15 protein-coding genes are annotated in these 21,706 nt (G+C 74.7%); 7 read left to right on the top strand and 8 right to left on the bottom strand.

What is annotated here, in order from left to right; translation table 11 throughout:
- Positions 1–36: 36 nt before the first annotated feature.
- Positions 37–1,137 carry a hypothetical protein gene (locus GEV43_RS08140; protein WP_160820152.1) on the top strand — a complete coding sequence of 367 codons (1,101 nt, stop codon included), beginning with the start codon at positions 37–39 and terminating at the stop codon, positions 1,135–1,137.
- On the opposite strand, the gene GEV43_RS08135 is transcribed toward GEV43_RS08140, so the two are convergent.
- On the bottom strand, positions 1,084–2,394 hold the full coding sequence (locus GEV43_RS08135; RefSeq protein WP_160820151.1) for an O-antigen ligase: 1,311 nt from the start codon (positions 2,392–2,394) through the stop codon (positions 1,084–1,086). The two genes, GEV43_RS08140 and GEV43_RS08135, sit on opposite strands and share 54 nt — an antisense overlap.
- Positions 2,395–2,462: 68 nt before the next feature.
- Between GEV43_RS08135 and GEV43_RS08130 the strand changes: the two genes are divergently transcribed.
- Positions 2,463–3,371, top strand: a complete 909-nt coding sequence (locus GEV43_RS08130; RefSeq protein ID WP_160820150.1) for a sulfotransferase — start codon at positions 2,463–2,465, stop codon at positions 3,369–3,371.
- A gap of 18 nt (positions 3,372–3,389) precedes the next feature.
- On the opposite strand, the gene GEV43_RS08125 is transcribed toward GEV43_RS08130, so the two are convergent.
- Together GEV43_RS08125 and GEV43_RS08120 are read right to left on the bottom strand one after the other, a co-directional pair.
- Positions 3,390–5,117, bottom strand: coding sequence for a right-handed parallel beta-helix repeat-containing protein (locus GEV43_RS08125; protein WP_160820149.1), 1,728 nt, complete (start codon positions 5,115–5,117; stop codon positions 3,390–3,392).
- A 120-nt stretch (positions 5,118–5,237) separates the two neighbouring features.
- Positions 5,238–5,825 carry a DUF4352 domain-containing protein gene (locus GEV43_RS08120; RefSeq protein ID WP_160820148.1) on the bottom strand — a complete coding sequence of 196 codons (588 nt, stop codon included), beginning with the start codon at positions 5,823–5,825 and terminating at the stop codon, positions 5,238–5,240.
- Between the two features lie 172 nt (positions 5,826–5,997).
- On the opposite strand from GEV43_RS08120, the gene GEV43_RS49710 reads away from it, so the two are divergent.
- Both GEV43_RS49710 and GEV43_RS08110 read left to right on the top strand, forming a co-directional pair.
- Positions 5,998–9,255, top strand: coding sequence for a LamG-like jellyroll fold domain-containing protein (locus GEV43_RS49710; RefSeq protein WP_160820147.1), 3,258 nt, complete (start codon positions 5,998–6,000; stop codon positions 9,253–9,255).
- 281 nt (positions 9,256–9,536) lie between these two features.
- Positions 9,537–11,102 carry a PQQ-binding-like beta-propeller repeat protein gene (locus tag GEV43_RS08110; RefSeq protein ID WP_160820146.1) on the top strand — a complete coding sequence of 522 codons (1,566 nt, stop codon included), beginning with the start codon at positions 9,537–9,539 and terminating at the stop codon, positions 11,100–11,102.
- Between the two features lie 93 nt (positions 11,103–11,195).
- Here the strand turns inward: GEV43_RS08110 and GEV43_RS08105 are convergent, their stop codons facing one another.
- Together GEV43_RS08105 and GEV43_RS08100 are read right to left on the bottom strand one after the other, a co-directional pair.
- Positions 11,196–12,104 (bottom strand): phosphotransferase, encoded by a 909-nt coding sequence (locus GEV43_RS08105; protein ID WP_160820145.1) that lies wholly within the window; start codon positions 12,102–12,104, stop codon positions 11,196–11,198.
- Between the two features lie 266 nt (positions 12,105–12,370).
- Positions 12,371–13,471 (bottom strand): DUF1972 domain-containing protein, encoded by a 1,101-nt coding sequence (locus tag GEV43_RS08100; protein ID WP_206681090.1) that lies wholly within the window; start codon positions 13,469–13,471, stop codon positions 12,371–12,373.
- A 203-nt stretch (positions 13,472–13,674) separates the two neighbouring features.
- On the opposite strand from GEV43_RS08100, the gene GEV43_RS08095 reads away from it, so the two are divergent.
- The 3 genes from GEV43_RS08095 to GEV43_RS08085 are packed head-to-tail and all read left to right on the top strand — an operon-like array spanning position 13,675 to position 17,923.
- Positions 13,675–14,859: a glycosyltransferase family 4 protein gene (locus tag GEV43_RS08095; RefSeq protein ID WP_309239523.1), complete on the top strand. Its 1,185-nt coding sequence runs from the start codon at positions 13,675–13,677 to the stop codon at positions 14,857–14,859.
- Complete coding sequence (locus GEV43_RS08090) at positions 14,859–16,487, top strand: hypothetical protein (protein ID WP_160820143.1); 1,629 nt, start codon at positions 14,859–14,861, stop codon at positions 16,485–16,487. Before GEV43_RS08095 ends, GEV43_RS08090 begins: the two co-directional genes overlap by 1 nt.
- Positions 16,484–17,923 (top strand): lipopolysaccharide biosynthesis protein, encoded by a 1,440-nt coding sequence (locus tag GEV43_RS08085; protein WP_160820142.1) that lies wholly within the window; start codon positions 16,484–16,486, stop codon positions 17,921–17,923. Before GEV43_RS08090 ends, GEV43_RS08085 begins: the two co-directional genes overlap by 4 nt.
- Before the next feature lie 4 nt (positions 17,924–17,927).
- Here the strand turns inward: GEV43_RS08085 and GEV43_RS08080 are convergent, their stop codons facing one another.
- The 3 genes from GEV43_RS08080 to GEV43_RS49705 form a co-directional block, all read right to left on the bottom strand.
- A complete protein-coding gene (locus tag GEV43_RS08080) occupies positions 17,928–18,881 on the bottom strand; it encodes a sulfite exporter TauE/SafE family protein (RefSeq protein ID WP_160824385.1) in 954 nt (317 codons plus the stop codon).
- A 96-nt stretch (positions 18,882–18,977) separates the two neighbouring features.
- Positions 18,978–20,447 carry an adenylyl-sulfate kinase gene (gene cysC / locus GEV43_RS08075; RefSeq protein WP_160820141.1) on the bottom strand — a complete coding sequence of 490 codons (1,470 nt, stop codon included), beginning with the start codon at positions 20,445–20,447 and terminating at the stop codon, positions 18,978–18,980.
- A gap of 149 nt (positions 20,448–20,596) precedes the next feature.
- A complete protein-coding gene (locus GEV43_RS49705; protein WP_309239522.1) occupies positions 20,597–21,571 on the bottom strand; it encodes a class I SAM-dependent methyltransferase in 975 nt (324 codons plus the stop codon).
- Positions 21,572–21,706 lie beyond the last annotated feature (135 nt).

Genomic DNA, 21,706 nt, shown 5'->3' with positions numbered 1-21,706 from the left:
TGCCACACTGTTCCCCGCAGAGATGGACGTCACATCATGAGAGCAGTGAGCCGGGAGGCCCGCCGCCGGACCCTTCTCCGGGCCGCGGGACGGGCGGGCGCGACGTTCTCGTTCGTCGCCGCCCTGTCCGCCGCGGGCATGGCGGTGGCAGTACCGAACGTGACGAACGTGATGAACATGACGAACGTGGCCAACGCGGAGGCTCCTGCCCCCACGGTCTCGCCGTCGCCGTCGGCGGCGTTCCGGGTGAGCGACCCCCGGGTGGCCGGGGTGGGCGGCGTGGCGGCCGCGACGGCGCATCCGGACGTGTGGTGGGCGCTCGGCTCCGGGACGGGCCGGCCGCGGCTGTTCGCGCTCGGGCGCGACGGCGGGGTGCGCGCCGCGTACACGCTGGCCGGGGTGCCCGCGGGCCACCGCTGGAACGCGCTGACGATCGTCAAGAACGGCTCCGGGGCCGCGAACCTGTTCCTCGGCGACCTCACGGAGGGCCGTCTGGGGAGCCTGTCGCTGTACCGGGTCGCCGAGCCCGCCGCGCTGCGGAACGGGACGCTCGCGGCCAAGCCGTTCAAGGTCAGGTATCCCGACGGCGGGCACGACGGCGGGACGCTGCTCGCCGACCCGCGCGAGGGCCGCGTCTACATCGTGACGCGGGCCGCGACGGCGGCGGCCGTGTTCGCGCTGCCGGGCGTGCTCGGCCCGCAGGTGAACGAGCTGACCCGGCTGCGGACGCTCAGGTTCGGGGTGCGGGGCGGCGGGTTCGCCCCAGACGGGCGGGTGGTGTTCCGTACGCCCGCCGACCTGCGCGTGCTCGCCGGCATCCGCGACAAGGTCACGCAGGTGGTCAAGCTGGCGCGGGCGTCCGGCGACGCGCTCGGCGTCGCCCCCGACGGCAGGCGCGCGCTCGTGGCCGATCGCGGGGCGCGGCCGGTGTTCCGCGCCGTCGCGCTGCCCGCCGGGGCGGGGAGCCCGGCGCCGGCGGCCACCAAGCCAGTGGGCGACGCCGGGGAGCCGGTGTCGTTCCCGTCGAAGTCGGGGCCGCCCGGCGGGCTCCTCGGCACGGGCGCGCTGGCCGGGCTGCTGCTGCTAGGCGTGCTGGGGGTGGCGTTCTACCTGCGGGGCCGCCGCCGAACCCGCTGACAGCGCCTGGAGCTCGCGGCCCCTGCGGCGCAGCGTCTCGGCCCAGGCGACCAGGATGAACAGCCACACCGCCGACACGTTGGCCTGGGTGGCGAGGCCCTCGGTGGTCATGCCGTCGGCGAGGAAGAACGCGAGGATGCCGAGGAGCATGCCCGCGTCCTGCCGCAGCGCGCGGTCGCGGGCCAGCAGGAGCAGCACGAACGCGAGGGTGAGCAGCAGCGCCGCGAAGATCCCCGCGCCCACCGCGCCGTTGTCGACCAGGGCGTTGATGAACGCGTTGTGGCCGCCGCCGAGCCCGATGTCCTCAAGGAACAGGCCGCGGGACGCGCCGAGGCCCCGCCCGAAGATGGGCGACTCGGCGTACGCCTTCATCGCCAGCGCCCACAGGTCGGTGCGGGAGTTCAGCGAGGCGAGCTTCTCGGCCGTCTCGCCCCGGGAGACGAACGCGAGGATCTTGTCGGAGAACGCGAGCGCGCCGAGCGCGGACACGGCGGCGCCCAGCACCAGCACGTCGATCCGGCCCCGCGGGCCGCGCGCGGTCGAGAGCAGGACGACCAGCCCGATGGCGCAGCCGAGCGCCGCGCCGCGCGTCTGCGTCGCGATCAGCGCGGCGGACAGCAGGCCGAGGACGCCGACGTAGACGATCGGGTGCCAGAGCCGGTCGCGGGGCGTCGTCCAGCGGATCAGGTAGCCGACCGTCAGCAGGACGGCGATGCCGAGGTAGACGCCCGCGATGACGGGGTGCACGTACAGCCAGTTGAACCGCGACTCGGTGTGCGAGGTGCGCGGGAACGGGTGCGCCGCCCCGATCGCGACCGAGGCCAGCACGATCGCGATGAACGCGTGCGCGAGCCTCCTGAGGTCCTCCGGGCGGGCGCGGGTCGCGACCATGTGCGCGACCAGCACCGTGATCAGCAGCTCGCCGGCCCGGACCACGCCGAGCGACTTGTACGGCGACCAGAGCGACGACAGCGCCGCGTACCCGGCCCAGGCCCAGGCCGCGAACAGCAGGCCCGTCGTGCGGCGCGTCGGGAGCCGCAGCCCGAACCGGTAGGCGAGGTAGAGCGCCGCCGCGCCGTAGATCCCGATCTCCAGCAGCACCGTCAGGTCGGCGCTGCCCCCGACCGACTGGTCGACCTCCCGGCTGCGCAGCTTGTAGTCACTGGCCAGCATGAGGGCGAGCGGCAGCGCGTACGCCCACCACCCCGCCGTGGGGGCAGGGGGCCTGCGGCGCGGGAACAGGCCCTTGACGGTCATGGACGGCTCCTGGCTGGGAAGAACGAAACCCAGGATACGGGCGGTCGCGGCCTCCTACGCTGGCGCGGGTGAATCGAGCGACGCTCCCCGCCCCGGTGGTCTCCGCGGGCCGCACGGTGATCCGGCGGTACGGGATGACGACGGCCGCCGCGCGACCGGGCCCCGACTTCCTGCTGATCGGCGCGAAGCGCGGCGGATCCACGTCGTTCTACTACACGCTGCTGGCGCATCCGCGCGTGATGCCGCTGTTCCCGGCGGCGCGGCTGCTGCCGAAGGCGGCCCACACCAAGGGCGTCCACTACTTCGACACCCACTACGCGCGCGGCATGGGCTGGTACCGGTCGCACTTCCCGACGGCCGCCGCGCGCCGGATCGCATCCCGCCGGGCCGGAGGCCGCGTCGTGGTGGGCGAGGGGTCGCCGTACTACCTCTTCCACCCCCTCGCGGCGGAACGCGCCGGACGGGACGTTCCGCACGCCAGGATCCTGCTGATCCTCCGCGATCCCGTGGAGCGGGCGTTCTCGCACTACCGGGAACGCCGCCGCCAGGACGCCGAGCCGCTCGCCACGTTCGAGGACGCCCTCGCCGCCGAGGCCGACCGGCTGGACGGCGAGCACGAACGGATCACCGCACGGCCCGGCTACGCCAGCTACGCGCACGAGCAGCAGTCGTACCGGGCGCAGGGGGAGTACGCCCCGCACCTGCGGCGCTGGATGGAGCACTTCCCCGCCGACCGGTTCCGGGTGCTGGTCGCCGAGGACTTCTACGCCGACCCGCAGGCCGCGTGCGACGAGGCCGCCGCGTTCCTCGGCCTGCCCGCCGCGCCGCTGCCGCCGTCGGCGCGCAAGGTGTGGAACGCCGCGCCGAGCCAGGACCTCGCGCCCGCGACGCGGCGGCGGCTCGCCGAGCACTACGCCCCGTTCAACGCCGACCTTGAGGACCTGCTGGACCGCGACCTCCCCTGGTCCCGTCCCTGAGGGAACGGGACGGACGCCTCACGACAGCCAGGCGCCCATGTGGCGGGAGCCCGCGGGCTTGTCGAGGAGCTTCGCGACGCGGCCGGGGAGGGGGCGGGCCGTTCCGCCGGACGCCTCCTGGCCCGTCGCCGACCTGAACCCTCCGAGGTCGCCGTACGTCGCCGGGTCGCCCTTGCCCTTCGGCCAGACGACGAGCCAGCGCGGGGCGGCGCCTCCGGCGGCGTAGGCGTTGCCGTCGACGGTCAGGTCCATCTGCGCGCCGCTGCGCTCGCGCGAGTGGTCCTCGACGCACAGCAGGCAGTCGGCGCCGGGACGCGGCGCGGCGAGCGTGTTGCTGCTCACCGTGATCTTGCCGGTCCGCCAGGTCAGCGCCGGGTCCGGCGTCCGCTGCCGCGGGTCGCGGCCGGGCGTCCCGGGGTCGCCCGGCCTGCGGCGGTCCTGGACGAGGTGGACGGTGCGGCCGTTCCCGCTGAACGTGTTGTTCCAGATCTGCACGTCGGAGGTGTTGTTGACCTTGATGCCGTCGCCGCCGTTGTCGCGGACCACGTTCCCGGCGACGACCGCGCCCGCGCTGAGCTCCAGCACGATGCCGTGGTCGGCGTTGCGGACGACGCGGGTGCCCGCGATCGAGGCGTTCCGGACCGACTCGTCCAGCCAGAGGCCCTTGCCGAGGTTGTCCACCGCGACGCTGTTGGCGATCGTCACCGTCCGCGTCCGCGTGACCTTGACCCCGCCGGAGACCGGGGAGTACTTGAAGTGCTCCAGGTTGTTGCGGGCCGCGCGGACGCCGACGAGCCGCAGCCCGTCGGCCTCGTTGCCGTGGATCCCGAGCAGGCCGTTGCGCGTCGCGGTCACCTTCTGCACGCGCGCGCCCGGCGCGAGGACGCTGAGCCCCGTGGTCGCCGAGTCGGTGACCGCGACGTTCTCGACGATCACGTCCGGCGCGGCGACCTTCACGCTGCCCATCTGCGGCAGGGACGTCGCGTAGCGGCGCACGCCGACGCCGCGCAGGACCGTGCCGGCGCCCCGGATCGTGATCGCCTCGCCGAGCGTGCTCGCGCGCACCTCGCGGCCGCGCGGGTCGGAGCCCATGACGATCCGGCCGCCCGCCTCGTCCACGTAGAACGTGCCGCCCTTGACCTCGCCGCGCGACCCCACCTGCCGCTGCGCCTCGCCGCCGACCCAGAGCTGGTCGGGATGCGCGGCCATCGGGTGCTCCGGCGAGACGAACCGGAAGTCGGGGTCCCCGCTCTCGGGCGCGCCCTGCGTGTAGGTGGGGCTGGAGTCGAAGCGCGCCGTCCAGCCGTCGCTCTCCCACGCGCCGTCGCGCGCCGTCCAACGGCCGACCGCGGAGCTCCCGTCGAGCCAGGCGGCCTCGCGCGGGTACGACTGGATCGTCAGCCGCTTCCCGGACGGCACGGTCACCGTCTCGTGGTACGTCCCGCCGCGCAGCACGACCGTGCCGCCGGGCTCCGCCGCCTGGACGGCCTTGCCGAGGGTGCGCAGCGGCGCCTTCCGCGTGCCCGCCGCCGCGTCGTCGCCGGACGGCGCGACGAAGAGCGCGTCCTTCGGCACCGCGTACGCGGTGGTGCCGACCGTCGCCGCGCCGGGCGGGCCGCCCGGGGGCGCCGCCTTCGGCGCGTCGTGCCCGCCGCGCGGGAGCGTCCAGCCGAGGACGCCGACCGCGACGGCGACCGGGAGCGCGAGCACCCGGACGATCAGCGACCGGCGCGAGCCGCGTGCCATGCCGCGTTCAGCTCCCCCCACCGGACCGCCCCGCTTCCATGCGTGCCCCGCAGACACCATGTCCCTCACCCCACCCGGTGGCCCGCGCGGCGGCGGGCCGGCCGTCGCGGCGCCCTCGGCTCAGTGCCGGAGCGCTCCGGCGAACACCGCCGTCTTGTGCTTGGCGTCGAAGTTGACGCCGAGCACGACCGACTTGTAGCCCGTGGCGGGCAGGTCGAACGCGTACGAGGCGGCCTTCTTCTTGCCCGCCGCGACCGTTCCGTAGAAGTCGTTGAGGTCGGCGTAGGAGGTCGGGCTCGCCTGCGCGCGCTTCGGCCCGTACCTGGCGATCACCTTCACCTTGTTGAGGTCGAGCGGGCGCGACGACCCGTTGGTGAAGGTCAGCGTGAAGATGGTGAGCTGCTTGCCGGTGACCTCGCCGGGGCCCTTGGCCTTGTTGCGGACGTAGCGGATGTTGCTGACCGCGACCGTGACCTTGTCGTCGTAGGTGACCGGCTTCTTCAGCCCGGTCGAGGACTTCAGCGCGACCGAGCCCGGCGCGGCGGTCTGCGACTCCTCGGGCTGCTCCGACGGGGGCGGGGGCGGCGGTCCCGGCTTGTCGGCGGACTTGTCCTTCCCGCCCGAGCAGCCGGTCAGCGCCAGCGTCGCGGCCAGCGCCGCACCCGTCGCGACGAGGTACTTGCGCGGACGCGATCCCGGATGGGACATGCGGCTCTCTCCTCGATCGTGATGTGGGTCAGGGCGTCCGGGGCGGGGGACACGGGGCCGGAGTGCCCGAAGCTGGCCAACAGTCTAGGTCCTGGGCTCGGTTACTCTGCCTTTACTTGCGTGACTGAAGGGGTCATGGAGGCAAGTCGCAGGTCAGGGGAGTGTCAAGCTGGTGAGAAGACGCATGCGCCGCCGTCCGTCCGCGATCCTCGCCGCCGCGTTGTCCGCGGTGGCGCTCGGCGTTCCCGGCCCGGCGGGCGGGACGGCGCTCGCCGACGCCCGTACGTCCGCGGCGCCCGCGGCGCCCGCCGCAGCGCCCGCCACGGTGACCGCGGACCCGCTGCCGACCTGGCAGGTGAACGGCGTGGTCTGGAGCATGGCGACCGCGGGCGACACGGTGTACGCGACGGGCAACTTCACCAAGGCGCGGCCGCCCGGCGCGGCCGAGGGCGACGCCCGCGAGGTGGACCGTGCCAACATCCTGGCGTTCAGCCTCACGACCGGCGACCTCGTCACCTCGTTCAAGCACACCCTGAACGGCCAGGGCCTGCGGATCGTCGCCTCGCCCGACGGCAAGCGGGTCTACGTCGGCGGCGAGTTCACCGCGGTGGACGGGCAGGAGCGCAAGCACGTCGCCGCGTTCGACACCGCGACGGGCGCGCTCGTCCCCGGCTTCAAGCCGGCGGTGTCGGCGAAGGTCCGCGGGATCGCCGCGACCGCCTCGACGGTCTACCTCGGCGGCAACTTCTTCAACGTCAACGGCAAGTCGCGCACGCGGCTCGCGGCGGTCAAGGCGTCCGACGGCTCCAACATCGACGCCTGGAAGCCGACCGCCGACGACGACGAGGTGATGGCGCTCGCGCTCGCGCCCGGCGACCGCCGCGTGATCGTCGGCGGCCGCTTCCAGAAGCTGAACGGCGCGGCCAAGGTCGGCGTCGGCGCGGTCGACGCCGCGACCGGGGCGTCCGCGCCGTGGAGCAGCCGCCCGGTCCCGACGAAGAAGGACGCCACGCACCTGTCGTACGTGACGGACCTGTACGTGTCGGGCGACACGGTGTTCGGCGCGGCGGACGGCGAGGGCTGGTACTGGTACGACGGGCGCTTCGCCGCCAAGGCCGCGACCGGCGACCTGGTGTGGCTGGACAACTGCTACGGCGCGACGTACGGCATCTTCGCGCAGGGCGACGCCATCTACAGCGTCTCGCACGCCCACGACTGCGCGTCGCTCGGCGCGTTCCCCGAGACCAGCCCGCAGACGTGGCACCGCGCGCTCGCCGAGACGGCCTACCCGACCGGGACCGACCCGGCCCCGCCCGGCGCCAACAGCAACTACAGCAAGCAGCCGGTGCCGAGCCTGCTGCACTGGTTCCCGACGCTGGCGCTGGGCTCGTTCACCAAGCAGTACCAGGCGGCGTGGGCGGTGACCGGCAACTCCGAGTACGTCGCGATGGGCGGCGAGTTCCCGCGCGTGAACGGCAAGGCGCAGGCGGGCCTCGTCCGGTTCGCGGTGAAGGGCAAGGCGCCCGGCAAGACCGGCCCCGAGGCGTCCGCCCTCGGCACGCCCGCGGCGCAGAGCGCGCCGGGCGGCAAGGTCCGCGTGACCTGGAAGACCACGTGGGACATGGACGACCACGACCTCGCCTACGAGATCCTGCGCGACGGGACGACCCCGGTCGGCAAGGTCGAGGCGTCCTCGACGTTCTGGGAGCGGCCCGACGCGTCGTTCGCCGACGCGCCGCCCGCCGGATCGCACACCTACAAGGTCAGGGCGGTGGACGCGCAGGGCAACGCGGTGACGAGCGCGGCGTCGAACGCGGCGTCCCCCGGCGCCGCCGCCGGCCCGTACGCCGGGCAGGTCGACGCCGACGGCGCGGCGTCGTACTGGCGGCTCGGCGAGGGCTCCGGCCCGGCCCTCGACCACGCCGGCGCGAACGACCTGACGCTCGGCGGCGGCGTCGCGCGCGGCCAGGCCGGCGCGATCTCCGGCGACCCCGACAAGGCGGTCAGGTTCGACGGCACGGCGAAGGGGACGTCCGCGAGCGGCCCGGCGCCGACCCCCGGCGCGTTCAGCGTGGAGACGTGGGTGAAGACCACCTCCGCCTCCGGCGGAAAGCTGATCGGGTACGAGGAGCGGCCCGACGGGACCGGCCGCCAGCACGACCGGCAGCTCTACCTGACCGGCGACGGCCGCGCCGTGTTCGGCGTCTACCCCGGCGCGGTCAAGACGGTCCGCAGCGGGCCGGGCCTGAACGACGGCAAATGGCACCACGTCGTCGGCACCGTGGACGGCACGGCGGGCATGAAGCTCTACGTGGACGGCAAGGAGGCGGCGGCCGACGCGTCGGCGACCGGCGGCGCCGACTACGCCGGGGTGTGGCGCGTCGGCGGCGGGAACGTCGCCGGATGGCCCGACAAGCCGTCCAGCGGCTACCTGAACGGCACCCTCGACGAGGTCGCGGTGTACCCGCGCGCCCTCACCGCCGCGCAGGTCTCGCGGCACCACGGCGTCGGAACCGGCGGGGCCGAGCCCAACAAGCCGCCGAACGCGTCGTTCACCGCCTCCTGCGAGCGGCTCGCCTGCGCGTTCGACGCGTCGGGCTCGTCCGACCCGGACGGGACGATCGCGAGCTACGCGTGGGACTTCGGCGACGGGCAGACCGGCACCGGGGCGAAGCCGTCGCACACCTACGCGTCCGCCGGGGAACGCACGGTGCGGCTGACGGTCACCGACGACGACGGCGCCACCGCCGAGACCGTCCGCACGGTCTCGGCCACGTCGGGCGCGCTCGCGTCCGACGCGTTCGAGCGCACCGCGGCGTCCGGCGGGTGGGGGACCGCCGACACCGGCGGGCGCTGGACCGGCGTCGGCGCGGTGAACGGATTGTCGGTCCAGGGCGGCGCGGGTCGGATCGCGATGGCCGCGCCGAAGGACTCGGCGGGCGCGTACGCCAACGACGTGTCGGCGAAGGCGAGCGACCTGACGCTGCGGGTCGCGACCGACAAGGAGGGCACCGGCAACGGCGTCTACTTCTGGGCCGCCGGCCGCCGGGTCGCGGGGCAGGGCGAGTACCGGGCGCGGCTCAGGCTGCGTCCGTCCGGCGCGGTGTCGCTCCAGCTCAGCCGCACCGACGCGCACAACGCCGAGACGGCGATCGGCGCCGAGCAGACCGTGCCCGGCCTCACGTACGAGCCCGGCCGGCCGCTGCGGCTGAGGCTCCAGGTCACCGGCGGCGCGCCGACCGCGCTCCGCGCGAAGGTGTGGGCGGACGGCGCGGACGAGCCCGGCTGGCAGGCCACCGGGACCGACGCGACCGCGGGCCTCCAGGCCGCGGGGTCGGTCGGCGTCCGCACCTACCTGGCCGGCAACGCGACCAACGCGCCGGTCGTCGTGTCGGTGGACGACCTGGAGGCCCGGGTTCCCGCACAATAGGCAGGACGACTCCTGAAGGCGCCCCGAGGTTTACGGCTCGGGGCGTTTTCTTTTTCTGTGGTGCGAAAGATGTCCTTAGCTGGCGCGATGTTGCGTGGATGGTCACAATTTCGGCAGTTGTGTGACGGGCAGAACGGGACAAGCATTAACATCTCCAGACCGGAGTGGCCGTAGGGGTCACACGGTGCTTATGGGCTAGGGGTAACCGACTCGTGAGAGCTCTAATGCGTCAGCGTCGGATCGGGGTACTGGCGACCGCCACCCTCCTCGGCGCTTCCTTCATGCCGGCGGTCACCGCGGGAGCGGACACCGCCCCGCCGTCCGGGACGCCCGCGACCGTCAGCGCCGAGCCGCTGCCGACCTGGCAGGTCGACGGGGTCGTGTGGAGCATGGTCACGGTCGGCAAGACCGTCTACGCCACCGGCAACTTCGCCAAGGCGCGCCCGCCGGGCACCGCCCCGGGCAACGCCAAGGAGGTCGCGCGCGGCAACATCCTGGCGTTCGACCTCACCACCGGGAACCTGGTCACCTCGTTCAACCACACGCTGAACGGCCAGGGCCTGCGGATCGTCGCCTCGCCCGACGGCAAGCGGGTCTACGTCGGCGGCGAGTTCACCACCGTGGACGGCAAGGCGCACAGCCGCCTCGCCGCGTTCGACACCGCAACCGGCAAGCTGGTGGACGGCTTCGCGCCGAAGGTGTCCAACAAGGTGCGCGGCATCGCCGCGACCAACGGCACCGTCTACTTCGGCGGCAACTTCTTCAACGTCAACGGCAAGTCCCGCCAGCGGCTCGCGGCGGTCAAGGCGTCCGACGGCTCCAACGTCGACACCTGGAAGCCGACCGCCGACGACGACGAGGTCTACGCCCTCGCCGTCGCGCCCGGCGGCTCGCGCGTCATCGTCGGCGGCAAGTTCCAGAAGCTGAACGGCACGCAGAAGGTCGGCGTCGGCGCGGTCAGCGCCGCCGACGGCTCGCTCACCGAGTGGAGCAGCCGCCCGATCCCGACGCGCCGCAGCAAGGACGAGGGCTCGTACGTCACCGACCTGACCGTCTCCGGCGACACCGTGTTCGGCGCCGCGAACGGCGACGGCTACCACTGGTTCGACGGCCGGTTCGCGGCCAAGGCCGCCGACGGCGCGCTCACCTGGCTCGACAACTGCTACGGCGCGACGTACGGCATCTTCGCGCAGGGCAACTCGGTCTACAGCGTCTCGCACGCCCACGACTGCGGCTCGCTCGGCGCGTTCCCCGAGACGACCCCGCAGACGTGGCACCGCGCGCTCGCCGAGACCCGCGCCGCCACCGGCAAGGACCAGGCGCGTCCGGGCTCGGGCAGCAACTACAGCAAGCAGCCGGTGCCGAGCCTGCTGCACTGGTTCCCGACGCTCGCGATGGGCTCGTTCACCAAGCAGTACCAGGCGGCCTGGGCCGTCACCGGCAACGCGGACTACATCGCGATGGGCGGCGAGTTCCCCCGCGTGAACGGCAAGGCGCAGCAGGGCCTGGTCCGGTTCGGCGTCAAGGCCAAGGCGCCCAACAAGTCCGGCCCGGTCAAGGCCGACCTCGGGACGCCCAAGGCGAGCAAGTCGATACTGAGCAAGAAGATCAGCGTCTCGTGGAAGTCCACCTGGGACATGGACAACAACAGCCTCACCTACGAGGTGTTCCGCGACAACGGCACCAAGCCGATCGGGACCCTCACGCAGAAGTCCACGTTCTGGAACCGGCCGACCATGAGCTTCAGCGACGCCAACCCGCCGAAGGGCAAGCACACCTACAAGGTGCGCGTGAAGGACCCGCTCGGCAACACGGTCACCAGCCCCGCCTCCAACTCGGCGGGCTGATCCCACCGCACCCCTGAGCCCGCGCCCCGGTCGTCACCGACCGGGGCGCGAGCCGTTCACGGGGCGCAAGCCGTTCAGGGGCGCGCGCGCCGTTCACGGGGCGGGGCGCCGGCCGTCGCGGGCGAGGTCGCGCAGGACGGCGGACAGGGCGGCGTTGAACGGGGCGTCGCCGTCCGTGGACGGCCTCGGGGCCACGCGGCCCAGCCAGAACTCGGCGGCCTCGCGGGGAGCGGTGGCCGGCGGCGCGGTGCCGAACACCACCGAACGCGTCGCCTCGTAGTAGAGGCGGTCGGCGCCCGGCGGGGCCCAGCCGGCGTCCTCCCAGTCGATCAGCCACGGGCGGCCCGTCCCGCACCGCCGCAGGTTCCACACCGTGAGGTCGCCGTGCATCGGCCGCCAGTGCGGCGGGACGCCCGGCGGGCGCGGAAGCGCCGGCGCGAGGCGGCGCTGGATCGCGCCGACGAGCGAGGCGACGCCCGGACGGCGCGGCGGGTGCGCGGGCCGGGACGGCATCGGCTCGATCAGCATCCAGTGCCAGCCCGCCGCGCCGCCGCGGCCGAGCACGCGCGGCACCCGGAAGCCCGCCGCCCGGCCGTCCGGGAACGCGCTGAGGGCGCGGTGCTCGCGTTCCAGCGCCCCGGCGTCCTCCCGGAGCTTCAGGAAGCCGGTGGGCCGCCCGGCGCGCAGCAGCACCGCCGCGAGGCCCGTGCGCGAACGCTGCGGGCGCTCGTACAGCGCCAGGTGGTCGAACGGGCCGAGCTGCGCGGCCAGCTCCTCCCAGCGCGCCCGCCCGCCCGGCGGGTCCCAGCGGACGCGGGCGCCGGGGACGGCGCGGGGCCCGGCCGCCGCGACCGCGCCGTACAGCAGCCACTGGCACGCCAGCGCGGGCGCCCGCGAACGCGTCAGCAGCGCGACGCCCGCGAGCGCGGCGCGCCGCGACCCGAGCGGTACGAGCACGTTCCGCTGCCCGACGCGGGCCCGGACGTGACCGGTTGTGGTCACCTCCGCCGCACGCGGCCCACCGGCCGCACCGGCCGCGCCCTCCGTCCACCCGGCGCGTTCGGTCCACCCGGTGCGTTCGGTCGGTCCGGCGCGTTCGGTCCGGCCGGTGCGCTCCGCGCATCCGGTGCCTCCCGCGCTCCGCTCCGCGCCCGCCATGCCGGTGCCCCCGTTCCGTCGACGATCCGGAACGCATTGTGACGCCGGAGGGCGGGAGCGGGCGGGCGTTCCCGCAGGTCGCGGGGGGTTTGCCGGAAAGGGTGGGAATGTCAGTCGCGCGGGCGGACCGTCCGGCGGGTCAGCCGCCGCTCCTTCAGGTCCACGCAGAGGCGCTCGTACGCGGCGGCCACGTCGTCCCACACGTACCGCTCGGCGGCGCGCTTGCGGGCCGCGCCGCCCCGGTCGGCCGCCGCGCCCGGGTCGGCCTCGGCCGCCTCGATCGCCGCGGCGAGCGACGCGGCGTCGCCGAAGAAGCGGCCCGCCTCCTCGCCCAGCACCTCGCGGTTGAAGTTCACGTCGTACGCGAGGACGGACGCCCCGGCGCCCATGGCGCGCAGCAGCGACGGGTTGGTGCCGCCCACCGAGTGCCCGTGCACGTAGGTCAGCGCGCCCGCGTACAGCGCGTCCAGCAGGTCCTGGTCCCAGACGCCGCCGAGGAACGTGACGCGCGGGTCGTCGCCCGCGAGCTCGCGCAGCCGCGCGGTGTACTCGTCGGCGTACGGCGCGGAGCCCACGATGACCAGCGGCTCGCGGGCGGCGCTCCGCCGGTAGCCCTCGATGGCCAGGTGCACGTGGTTCTCCGGCTCGAACCGGGCCACCACCAGGTGGAACCGGCCGGGCGCGTAGCCCGCCTCGGCCAGCTTGGCGGTGTCGGTCTCCTCCAGGATCGGCGCGCCGTAGGCGATGAAGACGGACTCGGCGCCGAACCGCTCCCGGTAGTAGTCGCGGATGCCGAGCGCGTCGGAGATCAGCGCGTCCGACCAGCGCACGGCGAGCGATTCGGCCGTGCGGTAGTAGCGCTGGCCCGTTCCGCTCCACTTGGTGCGCTTCCACTCCAGGCCGTCCACGTGCGTGGCGACCGGGATGCGCAGCGTGCGCAGCACCGGCAGCAGCGGCGCGTTGGCCGCGTTGAACACCAGCGCCGCGTCCGGGCGGCGCCGGGCCGCGTGCAGCACCGACAGGCCGGTGTGGCTGAGCGTCTCGGCGACCTTCCTCTTCACCGCGGGCAGGTGGACGAGCCTCATGCCGAGGTACTCGGGCTCCGGATGGCGTTCGCCCCGGCAATAGACGGTGATCTCGTGACCCGCCGCGGCGAGCCGCTTGCCGATCTCCTCCACCGCCGTCTCGAACCCGCCGTACCGCGCCGGCACTCCGCGAGTCCCTATCATGGCGATGCGCACCCTATGACCCCCTCGTCCATACTGTCGCCCACATGAGGTTCCGCCCAGGCTATTGCGGCCTAACGCACACTATGCGGATGGGGCGTGATGCGTCTTGACGGTAAACCAGAGTTAATCTGAGGGTTGCGGGAGACTGGGATCCGGGGTTGCGGGATCACCAGAAGGAGGGGGTAGTGGGCGAACGAGACCCGAGGTCCGTCGTGGTGCTGGCGCACCCGTCGCCCGACCTCTACGGCTCGGACCGGATGCTCGTCGAATCCGTCCGGGCCCTGGTCCCCGAGTGGCGGGTCGTCGTGACGATCCCCGCCGACGGGCCGCTGTCGGCGGCGCTGCGGGACGCGGGGGCCGAGATCGTCGTGCTGCCCGTGCCGGTGCTGCGTAAGGCGTACATGTCGCCGTTCGGCCTCGTGCGGCTGGCGTTCGCCGCCACGCGCGCGCTGCCCGCGGCCTGGCGGCTGCTGCGCCGCCACCGCGCCGCCGCCCTCTACGTGAACACCGTCACCATCCCGCTGTGGCTCGTCGCGGCGCGGCTCGCCCGCGTCCCGTCGCTCTGCCACGTGCACGAGGCCGAGGACGGCGTGCCCGGACCCGTGCGCGCCGCGCTGTCGGCGCCGCTGCGGCTCGCCCGCACCGTGGTCGTCAACAGCAGGGCGAGCGCCGCCGCGCTCGGCGGCGCCGGCCGCCGCAGCCGCGTCGTCTACAACGGCGTGGACGAGCCCGACGCGGTGACCGAGCCGCGCGCCGAGCCCGGCCCGCCCGTGCGGATCGCGCTGGTCGGGCGGCTCTCGCCGCGCAAGGGCTCCGACGTGGCCGTCCGCGCGGCCGGGGTGCTGCGCGCGCGCGGGTACGATGCGTCCCTGACCCTGGTCGGCGACGTCTTCCCCGGATACGAGTGGTTCGAGGAGGAGCTGCGGACCCTCGCCTCGTCCCCGGGCAACGGCGGGGCCGAGGTGGTGTTCGCGGGTTTCCGGCCCTCGGTCTGGGAGTCGTTCGCCGAGGCCGACGTGGCGATCGTGCCGTCCCGGGTCGAGCCGTTCGGTAACGTCGCCGTCGAGGCGATGCTCGCCGGTCGGCCCGTGGTCGCCAGCGCCACCCAGGGGCTGGTCGAGATCGTCTCCGACGGGGAGAACGGCGTCCTGGTCGCCCCCGAGGACCCGGAGGCGCTCGCCGACGGGATCGCCCGGATCCTGGACGACTGGAACGGCGCGCTGGCGATGGCCAAGCGGGCCAGGGCCGACGCCGCCCGGCGCTTCGGCAAGGACCGCTACCACCGCGAGCTGCGCGACGCGATCCGCGGCCTCGCCGATCCCGCCCAGGCCGCCCCTGCCCCAGCCCCCACGAGGACTCAGAGCCCCTGATGACAGCACAGACTCCCGTCCCGGCCACCCCGGAGATCAGCCTCGTCGAGGCCGTCTGGCGCTACCGGCTGATGTCCCTCATCATCGTGCTGGCGTGCCTGCTGGCGTCGGTGGCCGCGACGCAGATCATGTTCAGCGGCGCGACCGCCACCGCGCGGTTCGCCGTGACCGACCCGACCAACCACAACAACGTGCTGCGCCAGGGCGTGACGTCCGCGCAGGGCTTCGGCACCTACACCGCGCAGCGCGCCGCGTTCGCCGGGTCCGCGCAGGTGATGGCGCGCGCCGCCGAGATCGTCAAGAGCAAGCGCGGGCCCAGGCTCACCGGCGAGCAGCTCCGCGGCCGGGTGAAGACCTCCACCAAGCCCGACGGCGGCGTGGTCATCGTCAGCGCGACCGGCGGCAGCATGGCCGAGGCCGCGGTCACCGCCAACGCCGTCGTGCAGGCGTACCAGGACGTCACGATCTCCACCAACGTCGGCGCGCTCGACGGGCAGATCAAGAACATCCAGAACCTGGAGCGCAAGGTCACCGGCGACCTGGAGGTCGCCCAGGCCGGCACCCGCTCCTACAAGCTGCTCGCCACCCAGCTCGCCAAGCTCCAGTCCGAGGAGAGCGGGCTGCTGTCGGCGCGGGCCAAGGTCAACGACGGCGTGCAGTTCGTCGACACCGCCGACCCGTCCGCCTCGGCGGGCAGCAAGCTCCCGCAGAACGCCGTGATCGGCCTCGCCGTCGGCCTGATCATCGCCTGCGTGGTGTCGTTCCTGCGGGCGTCCGCGCGGCCCCGGCCGCGGCCCGCGCGGGGGTACGACGCGGCGGGCGGCCCGCCGCTCGGCGGCGGCCAGATGAACGGCGGCCTGCCCGGCGGCGCCATGCCCGAGCTTCCGGCCGGACGCCAGGCCGCGGGCGAGGCCCCGCGTCCCCCGGACGCCGGCCCTCCGCCCCTCGGCGGCAGGCACGCCGACGACGCCGGCCGGGCGCCCCGCCAGGCGCCTCCGCTGACCGGTTCGCGGGGCGGCGGGCGCCGCGCCCGGGGACGGTCCGCGCCGCCGCCCGACCCGGCCGCCGACAGGTCCGGCCGCGTCTGGACGTCCGAGGAGGTCCACGGCCTCGCCGCGACCGCCACGCCCCCGGCGTCCGCGACCACCGCCGTCCCGGCGATGCCGCCCGACAAGGACCAGCACGACCTGAACGGGCTCAACGGCTCGCGGGGCCGTCCGCCGGGCGTCAACGGCTCGACGCCCGCGCACGGCAAGCAGGCCCCCGGCGCCCCCGGCGCCCCCGGGCAGGGGGGCCGCACGCGGGGCCGTCCCGCCGGGAAGCCGGGTGACGACGAACGGCCCGCCGGTGCGGAGCCTCCGCTCGACCCGTTCTCCGAGGGCCGCCTCGGCGGCGATCCGACCCGTACGGCAGAGGACGCGTTCGGCACGGGCGGCGCGAGCGGCGCGAGCGCAGCGGGCGGCGCGGTCGGCAAGGACGCGCAGGACGCCGCGGCGGCTCCCGAGCCCCCGGCGCAGCACCCGGCCCCGCCCGCCGCGAAGCCCCCCAACGGAGCGCCCGAGCCCGGCAAGGGGAACGGTACGGGAAAAGGCGACTCGTCCCTGATGCACTACGACCTGGACAGGTGAGCCAGGCCGCACCGGGAGGCGGCGGGACGGCCACGGGGCGGGCCGTCGCGAACGACACCGCCCCCGGTGAGACCGGCAGCGCGCCGGTCGCCACCACGTCGGCCGTCGGGACGCCGCCCGGCGCGGGCCGTCCCGCGAAGGCCGCGGCCCGGAAGGGGATCGCCGGCAAGGCGGGACGGCTGCTGTCGTCCGCCGGCGGCGCGGTCGCCGTCCAGTTCGTCACCGCGGGCGGCAGCCTGCTGGTGCAGGCCCTCGCCGCCCGCTCCCTCGGCGCCGCGGGCTACGGGGCGTACGCGCTGTTCTTCGCCGTCCTCGTCATGATCACCTCGGTGCAGACGAGCTGGGTCGGCGACACCCTCACCGTCTACGACCGGTTCGAGCCGCGCGTGCGCGGCGCGCTGCTGCTGTCGGTCGGCGGCACCGTCGCCGCCGGGGCCCTCGTCGGCGCGGTCGTGGCCGTGGCGATGGGCGTGGCCGGACCCGGCGGGGTCGCCCTGTTCGCGCTCCTGGTCGCCCTGTGGCTGCTGAACGAGACCGGCCGGCGGATCTTCACCGCGCGGATGGAGTTCTGGCGGCTCACCGCCAACGACGCCTGCTACCTCGGCACGACCCTCGCCACCCTCGGCCTCGTCCTCGGCCTCGGCGCGGACGCGTCGGTGGAGCTGCTGCTCGCCGCGATGTGCGTCGGCTGCCTCGCCTCGATCGCGCTGGCCCGGTTCCGGCTGCCGAAGCAGGAGTACGCGGCGGCTCCGCTGCGCGGCACCGCGTTCCGCGAGATCGCGGGGTTCGCGTGGTGGCGGTCGATCCAGGCCGGGATCCGGCCGACCGCGCTGCTGCTCGCCCGCCTGATGATCGCCGGGTTCGCGTCCACGGCGGCGCTCGCCGGGGTCGAGGCGGCGCGGCTGCTCCTCGCGCCCGCGCTGACGTTCGTGAACGGCGCGGGCTGGTTCCTGCTCGGCGACTTCGCCAAGGCCGAACGCGACGGCACGCCGATGCGGGCCCGGCAGGCCGTCCGCGCCTGCGGGCTGATGGCCGGGATCGCGCTCGTGATGAGCCTCGGCGGCATCCTGCTCGCCGGATGGCTCGGCCCCCTCGTCACCGGAGGATCGTTCGACGTGGACGGGGTGGCGCTCGCCGGGTGGGGGATCTACGCGGTCTGCTTCGCCTGCACGCTGCCGCTCGCCAGCCTCGCGACCGCGCGCAAGCGGTCGCGGACGGTCTTCACCATCCGGGGCGTCGAGAGCCTCACGGGGCTGCTCGTGCTCGCCGTGATGCTGGTCGCCGACCCGGGCCACGCCTCGCTCGCCCCGTACTGCCTGGGAGGCGGCGGGCTGGTCTCGGCGGCGCTGCTGTGGCGGATGCTCCGCAAGGGCGACCCGCCGGGCCGCGCCGCCGCGCCCGACCGCGAGGCCGGGACGGCGCCCGCGCCCCGCTGAACGATCAGGTGCCCTGCCCCGCGGGCGCGGGCACGCGCTCCCCGCCCGGGGCCGCGACGGGCGCGCTCCGGCGGCGCTGGACGAGCCAGGCGGCCACGGTCGCGGCGGCGAGCGCGACCAGCGTCCACGCGAGCGGGACGACGGGCACGTCGAACATCTTCAGCGCCGACGCGACGAGCACCAGCGCGAGAGCGCGGCGGATCAGCCCGCCGGGCGCCTTCGCGGAGATCTTCGAGCCGAGGTAGACGCCCGGCACCGACCCGACGAGCAGCGCCGCCGTGACCTCCATCTTGAAGTCGCCGAACAGCACGTGCCCGAGCGCGGCGGCGAACACCAGCGGCACCGCCTGGAGCAGGTCGGTGCCGACGAGCTGGTTGGCCTTCAGCGCCGGGTACAGCGCCAGCAGCGCCACGATGATCAGCGAGCCGGAGCCGACCGAGGTGATCCCGACGACGAGCCCGCCGACCAGCCCCACCAGCACGGTCGGAACGGGCCGGACCTTGATCCCCGGCACCCCGTCCGCGCCGGAGCCCGCGCCGTCCGGCGAGCCGCCCGCGGGGGCGTTCCGGCGGCGGGACGACTGGACGCCGCGCACGACAAGCCCGGCCGCCGCGATCAGCAGCGCGACGCCCATCGCCTTCTGGATCAGCTCCTGCACGCCGTCGCCGTGCCCGAGCGCGCGGGCGACCAGCACGCCGGAGAACGCCGCGGGCACCGACCCGGCGCACAGCCACGCGACCAGCCTGAGGTCGATCGTGCCCTGCCGGTAGTGCACCGCGCTGCCGACCGGCTTCATCACCGCCGCCGCGACCAGGTCGCTGGAGACGGCCGTGAGCGGGCTGACGCCGAAGAACGTGACGAGCATCGGCGTCATGAGCGCGCCGCCGCCCATGCCGGTCAGCCCGACCACGATCGCGACCACGAACGAGCCGAGCGCCATCGTCCAATCGAAGTCCATCGCCATGACCTACCGGGTATATAGGAAAAGTCGCCTACCACGATAAGGGGCGATCCCGGCCCGGCGACACCCGGGAGGGCTTTCCTGGCCCGCGGGTTACTCCGGCCGCACCCAGCCGCCCGCGACCATCAGCTCCAGCACCCGCGCGACCGCCTCGTCCGGCTCCATCCGGGAGGTGTCGAGGACGAGGTCGGCGTCGTCCGGCTCCTCGTACGGGTCGGAGATCCCCGTGAACTCGGGGATCAGCCCCGCCCTGGCCTTGGCGTACAGGCCCTTGCGGTCGCGGCGCTCGCACTCCTCCAGCGGCGTGGCGACGTGCACGAGAACGAAGTCGCCCGCCGCCGCGACCATCCGCCGCACCTCGGCGCGCGTCGCCGCGTACGGGGCGATCGGCGCGCAGATCGCGACGCCGCCGTGCCGGGTCACCTCGGCCGCCACGTACCCGATCCGCCGGATGTTGAGGTCGCGGTCGCTCCGCGAGAACGTCAGCCCGGCCGACAGCAGCCGCCGCACCACGTCGCCGTCCAGCAGCGTCACCGTCCGCCCGCCGCGCTCGACGAGGGCGTCGGCGAGTCCGCGCGCGATCGTGGACTTGCCCGACCCCGACAGCCCGGTGAGGAACACCGTGACGCCCCGCTCGAACTTCGGCGGGCGCGCCACGGCCAGCTCGGCGGCCACGGCGGGCGGCGTGAACCAGTCGGGGACGGGCTCGCCCCGGTCGAGCAGCTCGCCGAGCCGTTCGGGGGTCAGCTCGGCCTGGACGTGGTCGGGCTCGATCCGGGCGACCGGCCGCCACACCTCCACGTCGGCGTCGTACGCCCACGGCTCGGGCACGACGAGCGGGACCGCGGTGCCCTCGGCCTCCTCCTCGGCGAGCAGGTGCGTGGCGCCGTAGGCGGCGGCGACGTGCGAGCGCAGCAGCACGTCGCGCTCGTGGTCGTCGCGCGCGGGCAGCGGCACCGGGACGATCCGCGCCCCCTCCGGCAGCTCCTTGCGGACGGCCAGCAGCGCCCGGACGAGGGCCTCGTCGTGCTCGCCGTTCAGCAGCACCAGCACCAGCACGCCCGCCGACAGCCGCTCGGCGACCTGGCGGAGCTGGCCGAGCTGCTTGCGGTGCAGCGGTTCGCGGGTCGCGACGGCGAGCACCGGGCCCTGCGCGGGCTCGATCTCGTCGGGCCGGCGGCGCAGCCGGTGGAACGGTCCGTGCGCGGGCGAGCGCAAAGCCTCCAGGGGCCCCGCGAGGCGCCAGCCCTGGGACGTCGGGTCCTGCCACGCCTCGGCGACCGTCAGCACCGCGAGCGGCACGCCCTCGGGATCCTGGAGGACGATCCGTTCGTGCGAGGTGAGCTCCTTCGGCACCGCCAGGGTGACCGGCACCGGCCACGGGGTCCCGTCCGCGAGCCGCCCGCCCGCGATCACCATCGCGGTGTCGAACGACCCGAGGAAGCCGTTCAGCGGCTGGTACACGCCGCCCAGCAGCAGCTCCAGATCGGCCAGCTCCACCGCGTCCGGAGTCCAGATGGGCAGGTCGCGCAGCGTGTCGGGAAGGCCGGCTTCGGCGGTCACCGCGGTCTCCGATCCCGCCCGGGGCTGATGCCGGGCTGGTCCAGGTCAATAGGGGTTTCCGCAGAAAAATACCGAGGCCGGGAGGGTGCGCGCACCTCGCCGCCCCGGCGCGGGTCGGCGAGACCTCGCGAGCCCGGCCGGAAGCGGCGTCAGATGACGCGCGCGAAACGGTTCTCGGGCTTGCGGATCACGAGCGTCACCTCGCTGTGCCCGGCGGTGAGCCGCCCCCGGCTGAACGCCGACACGAGCCGGCACAGGGCCGCCGCGAGACCGGAACCGGCCCCGGCCGCGTCGAGCGTGGTGCGCAAGGTGTACTCCTCGGAGATCACCAGGCCCCGCATCACGCAGTACCACTGCATGCCCTGACGGGACGCGACCGGCTCGTACACCGCGGGCGGCGGGGACGCGGCGGCCGGAAGGCGGGGCTCGACCGTCACCGCCGGAGCCGGGAGAGCGGCCGGAGCCGCCTGAGCCGGTACGGCCGGAGCCGTGGCCGCCGCCTGAGCCGCCTGAACGGACTGAGCCGCCGGGACGGGCTGGGCCGCCGGAGCGGGCGTACCGGACGAACTGGATGTACCGGCCGTACCGGACGTGCCGGGTGTGGTGGTCGCGGCGGTGGCGCTCGTTCCGCGGGTGGCGGGCCGTCGCGCCGGGGACGCGGCCCCGAGGCGGCGCCAGAACAGCTCGCGCGGCCAGCGGGGCAGCGTGCGGTCGAGGAAGCCGAACGCGGTGTTGCGGTCGCGCAGCCGCACCAGCAGCAGCCCGCCCGGCTTCAGCGCGGCGACGAACCGGTCGAGCACCAGCTCGGCGTGCGGGATCCGCTCGATCAGGTACGAGGCGTGCACCACGTCGTAGGCCCGCGGCGGCATCGGGACGGTCCGCAGGTCGCCGAGGTACCAGGTGTCGAGGTCGCGGCGGGCGCTGGTGTGGGCGCGCAGCGCGGGCGCCTCCATGTCGACGCCGGTGACCAGGTGGCGGCCGTCGCCGAGGTCCAGTCCCGAACCCCGTCCGCAGCCGGCCTCCAGCACGTGGATCCGGTCGGCGGCCTTCTCCTGGACGTACTGGCGGGCGCGCTCCGAGAACAGATCGCCGTCGTTGACCGGCGGCGTACGCAGATCGGTCACAGTGTCGCAGCGTAATCGCCCGGCTGCGCACTGTCCGCTATTCGGCCATTCTCGGCACGTCCCGTGTCGCGGATGTCACCGTGTCGGTGCAGATCACGGCGTTTCGGTGCGAGTGCTCTCAACCGTGACATCGCG

Source organism: Actinomadura sp. J1-007, assembly GCF_009793335.1.
Classification (GTDB): domain Bacteria; phylum Actinomycetota; class Actinomycetes; order Streptosporangiales; family Streptosporangiaceae; genus Spirillospora; species Spirillospora yumaensis.
This window is presented reverse-complemented; position numbering and strand designations above follow the sequence as displayed.

Bases quoted from the DNA above. Each gene is read 5' to 3' on its own strand.
- GEV43_RS08140 (WP_160820152.1), top strand. From the start codon at position 37: ATGAGAGCAGTGAGCCGGGAGGCCCGCCGCCGGACCCTTCTCCGGGCC.
- GEV43_RS08135 (WP_160820151.1), bottom strand. From the start codon at position 2,394: ATGACCGTCAAGGGCCTGTTCCCGCGCCGCAGGCCCCCTGCCCCCACG.
- GEV43_RS08125 (WP_160820149.1), bottom strand. From the start codon at position 5,117: ATGGCACGCGGCTCGCGCCGGTCGCTGATCGTCCGGGTGCTCGCGCTC.
- GEV43_RS08120 (WP_160820148.1), bottom strand. From the start codon at position 5,825: ATGTCCCATCCGGGATCGCGTCCGCGCAAGTACCTCGTCGCGACGGGT.
- GEV43_RS08110 (WP_160820146.1), top strand. From the start codon at position 9,537: ATGCCGGCGGTCACCGCGGGAGCGGACACCGCCCCGCCGTCCGGGACG.
- GEV43_RS08090 (WP_160820143.1), top strand. From the start codon at position 14,859: ATGACAGCACAGACTCCCGTCCCGGCCACCCCGGAGATCAGCCTCGTC.
- GEV43_RS08080 (WP_160824385.1), bottom strand. From the start codon at position 18,881: ATGGACTTCGATTGGACGATGGCGCTCGGCTCGTTCGTGGTCGCGATC.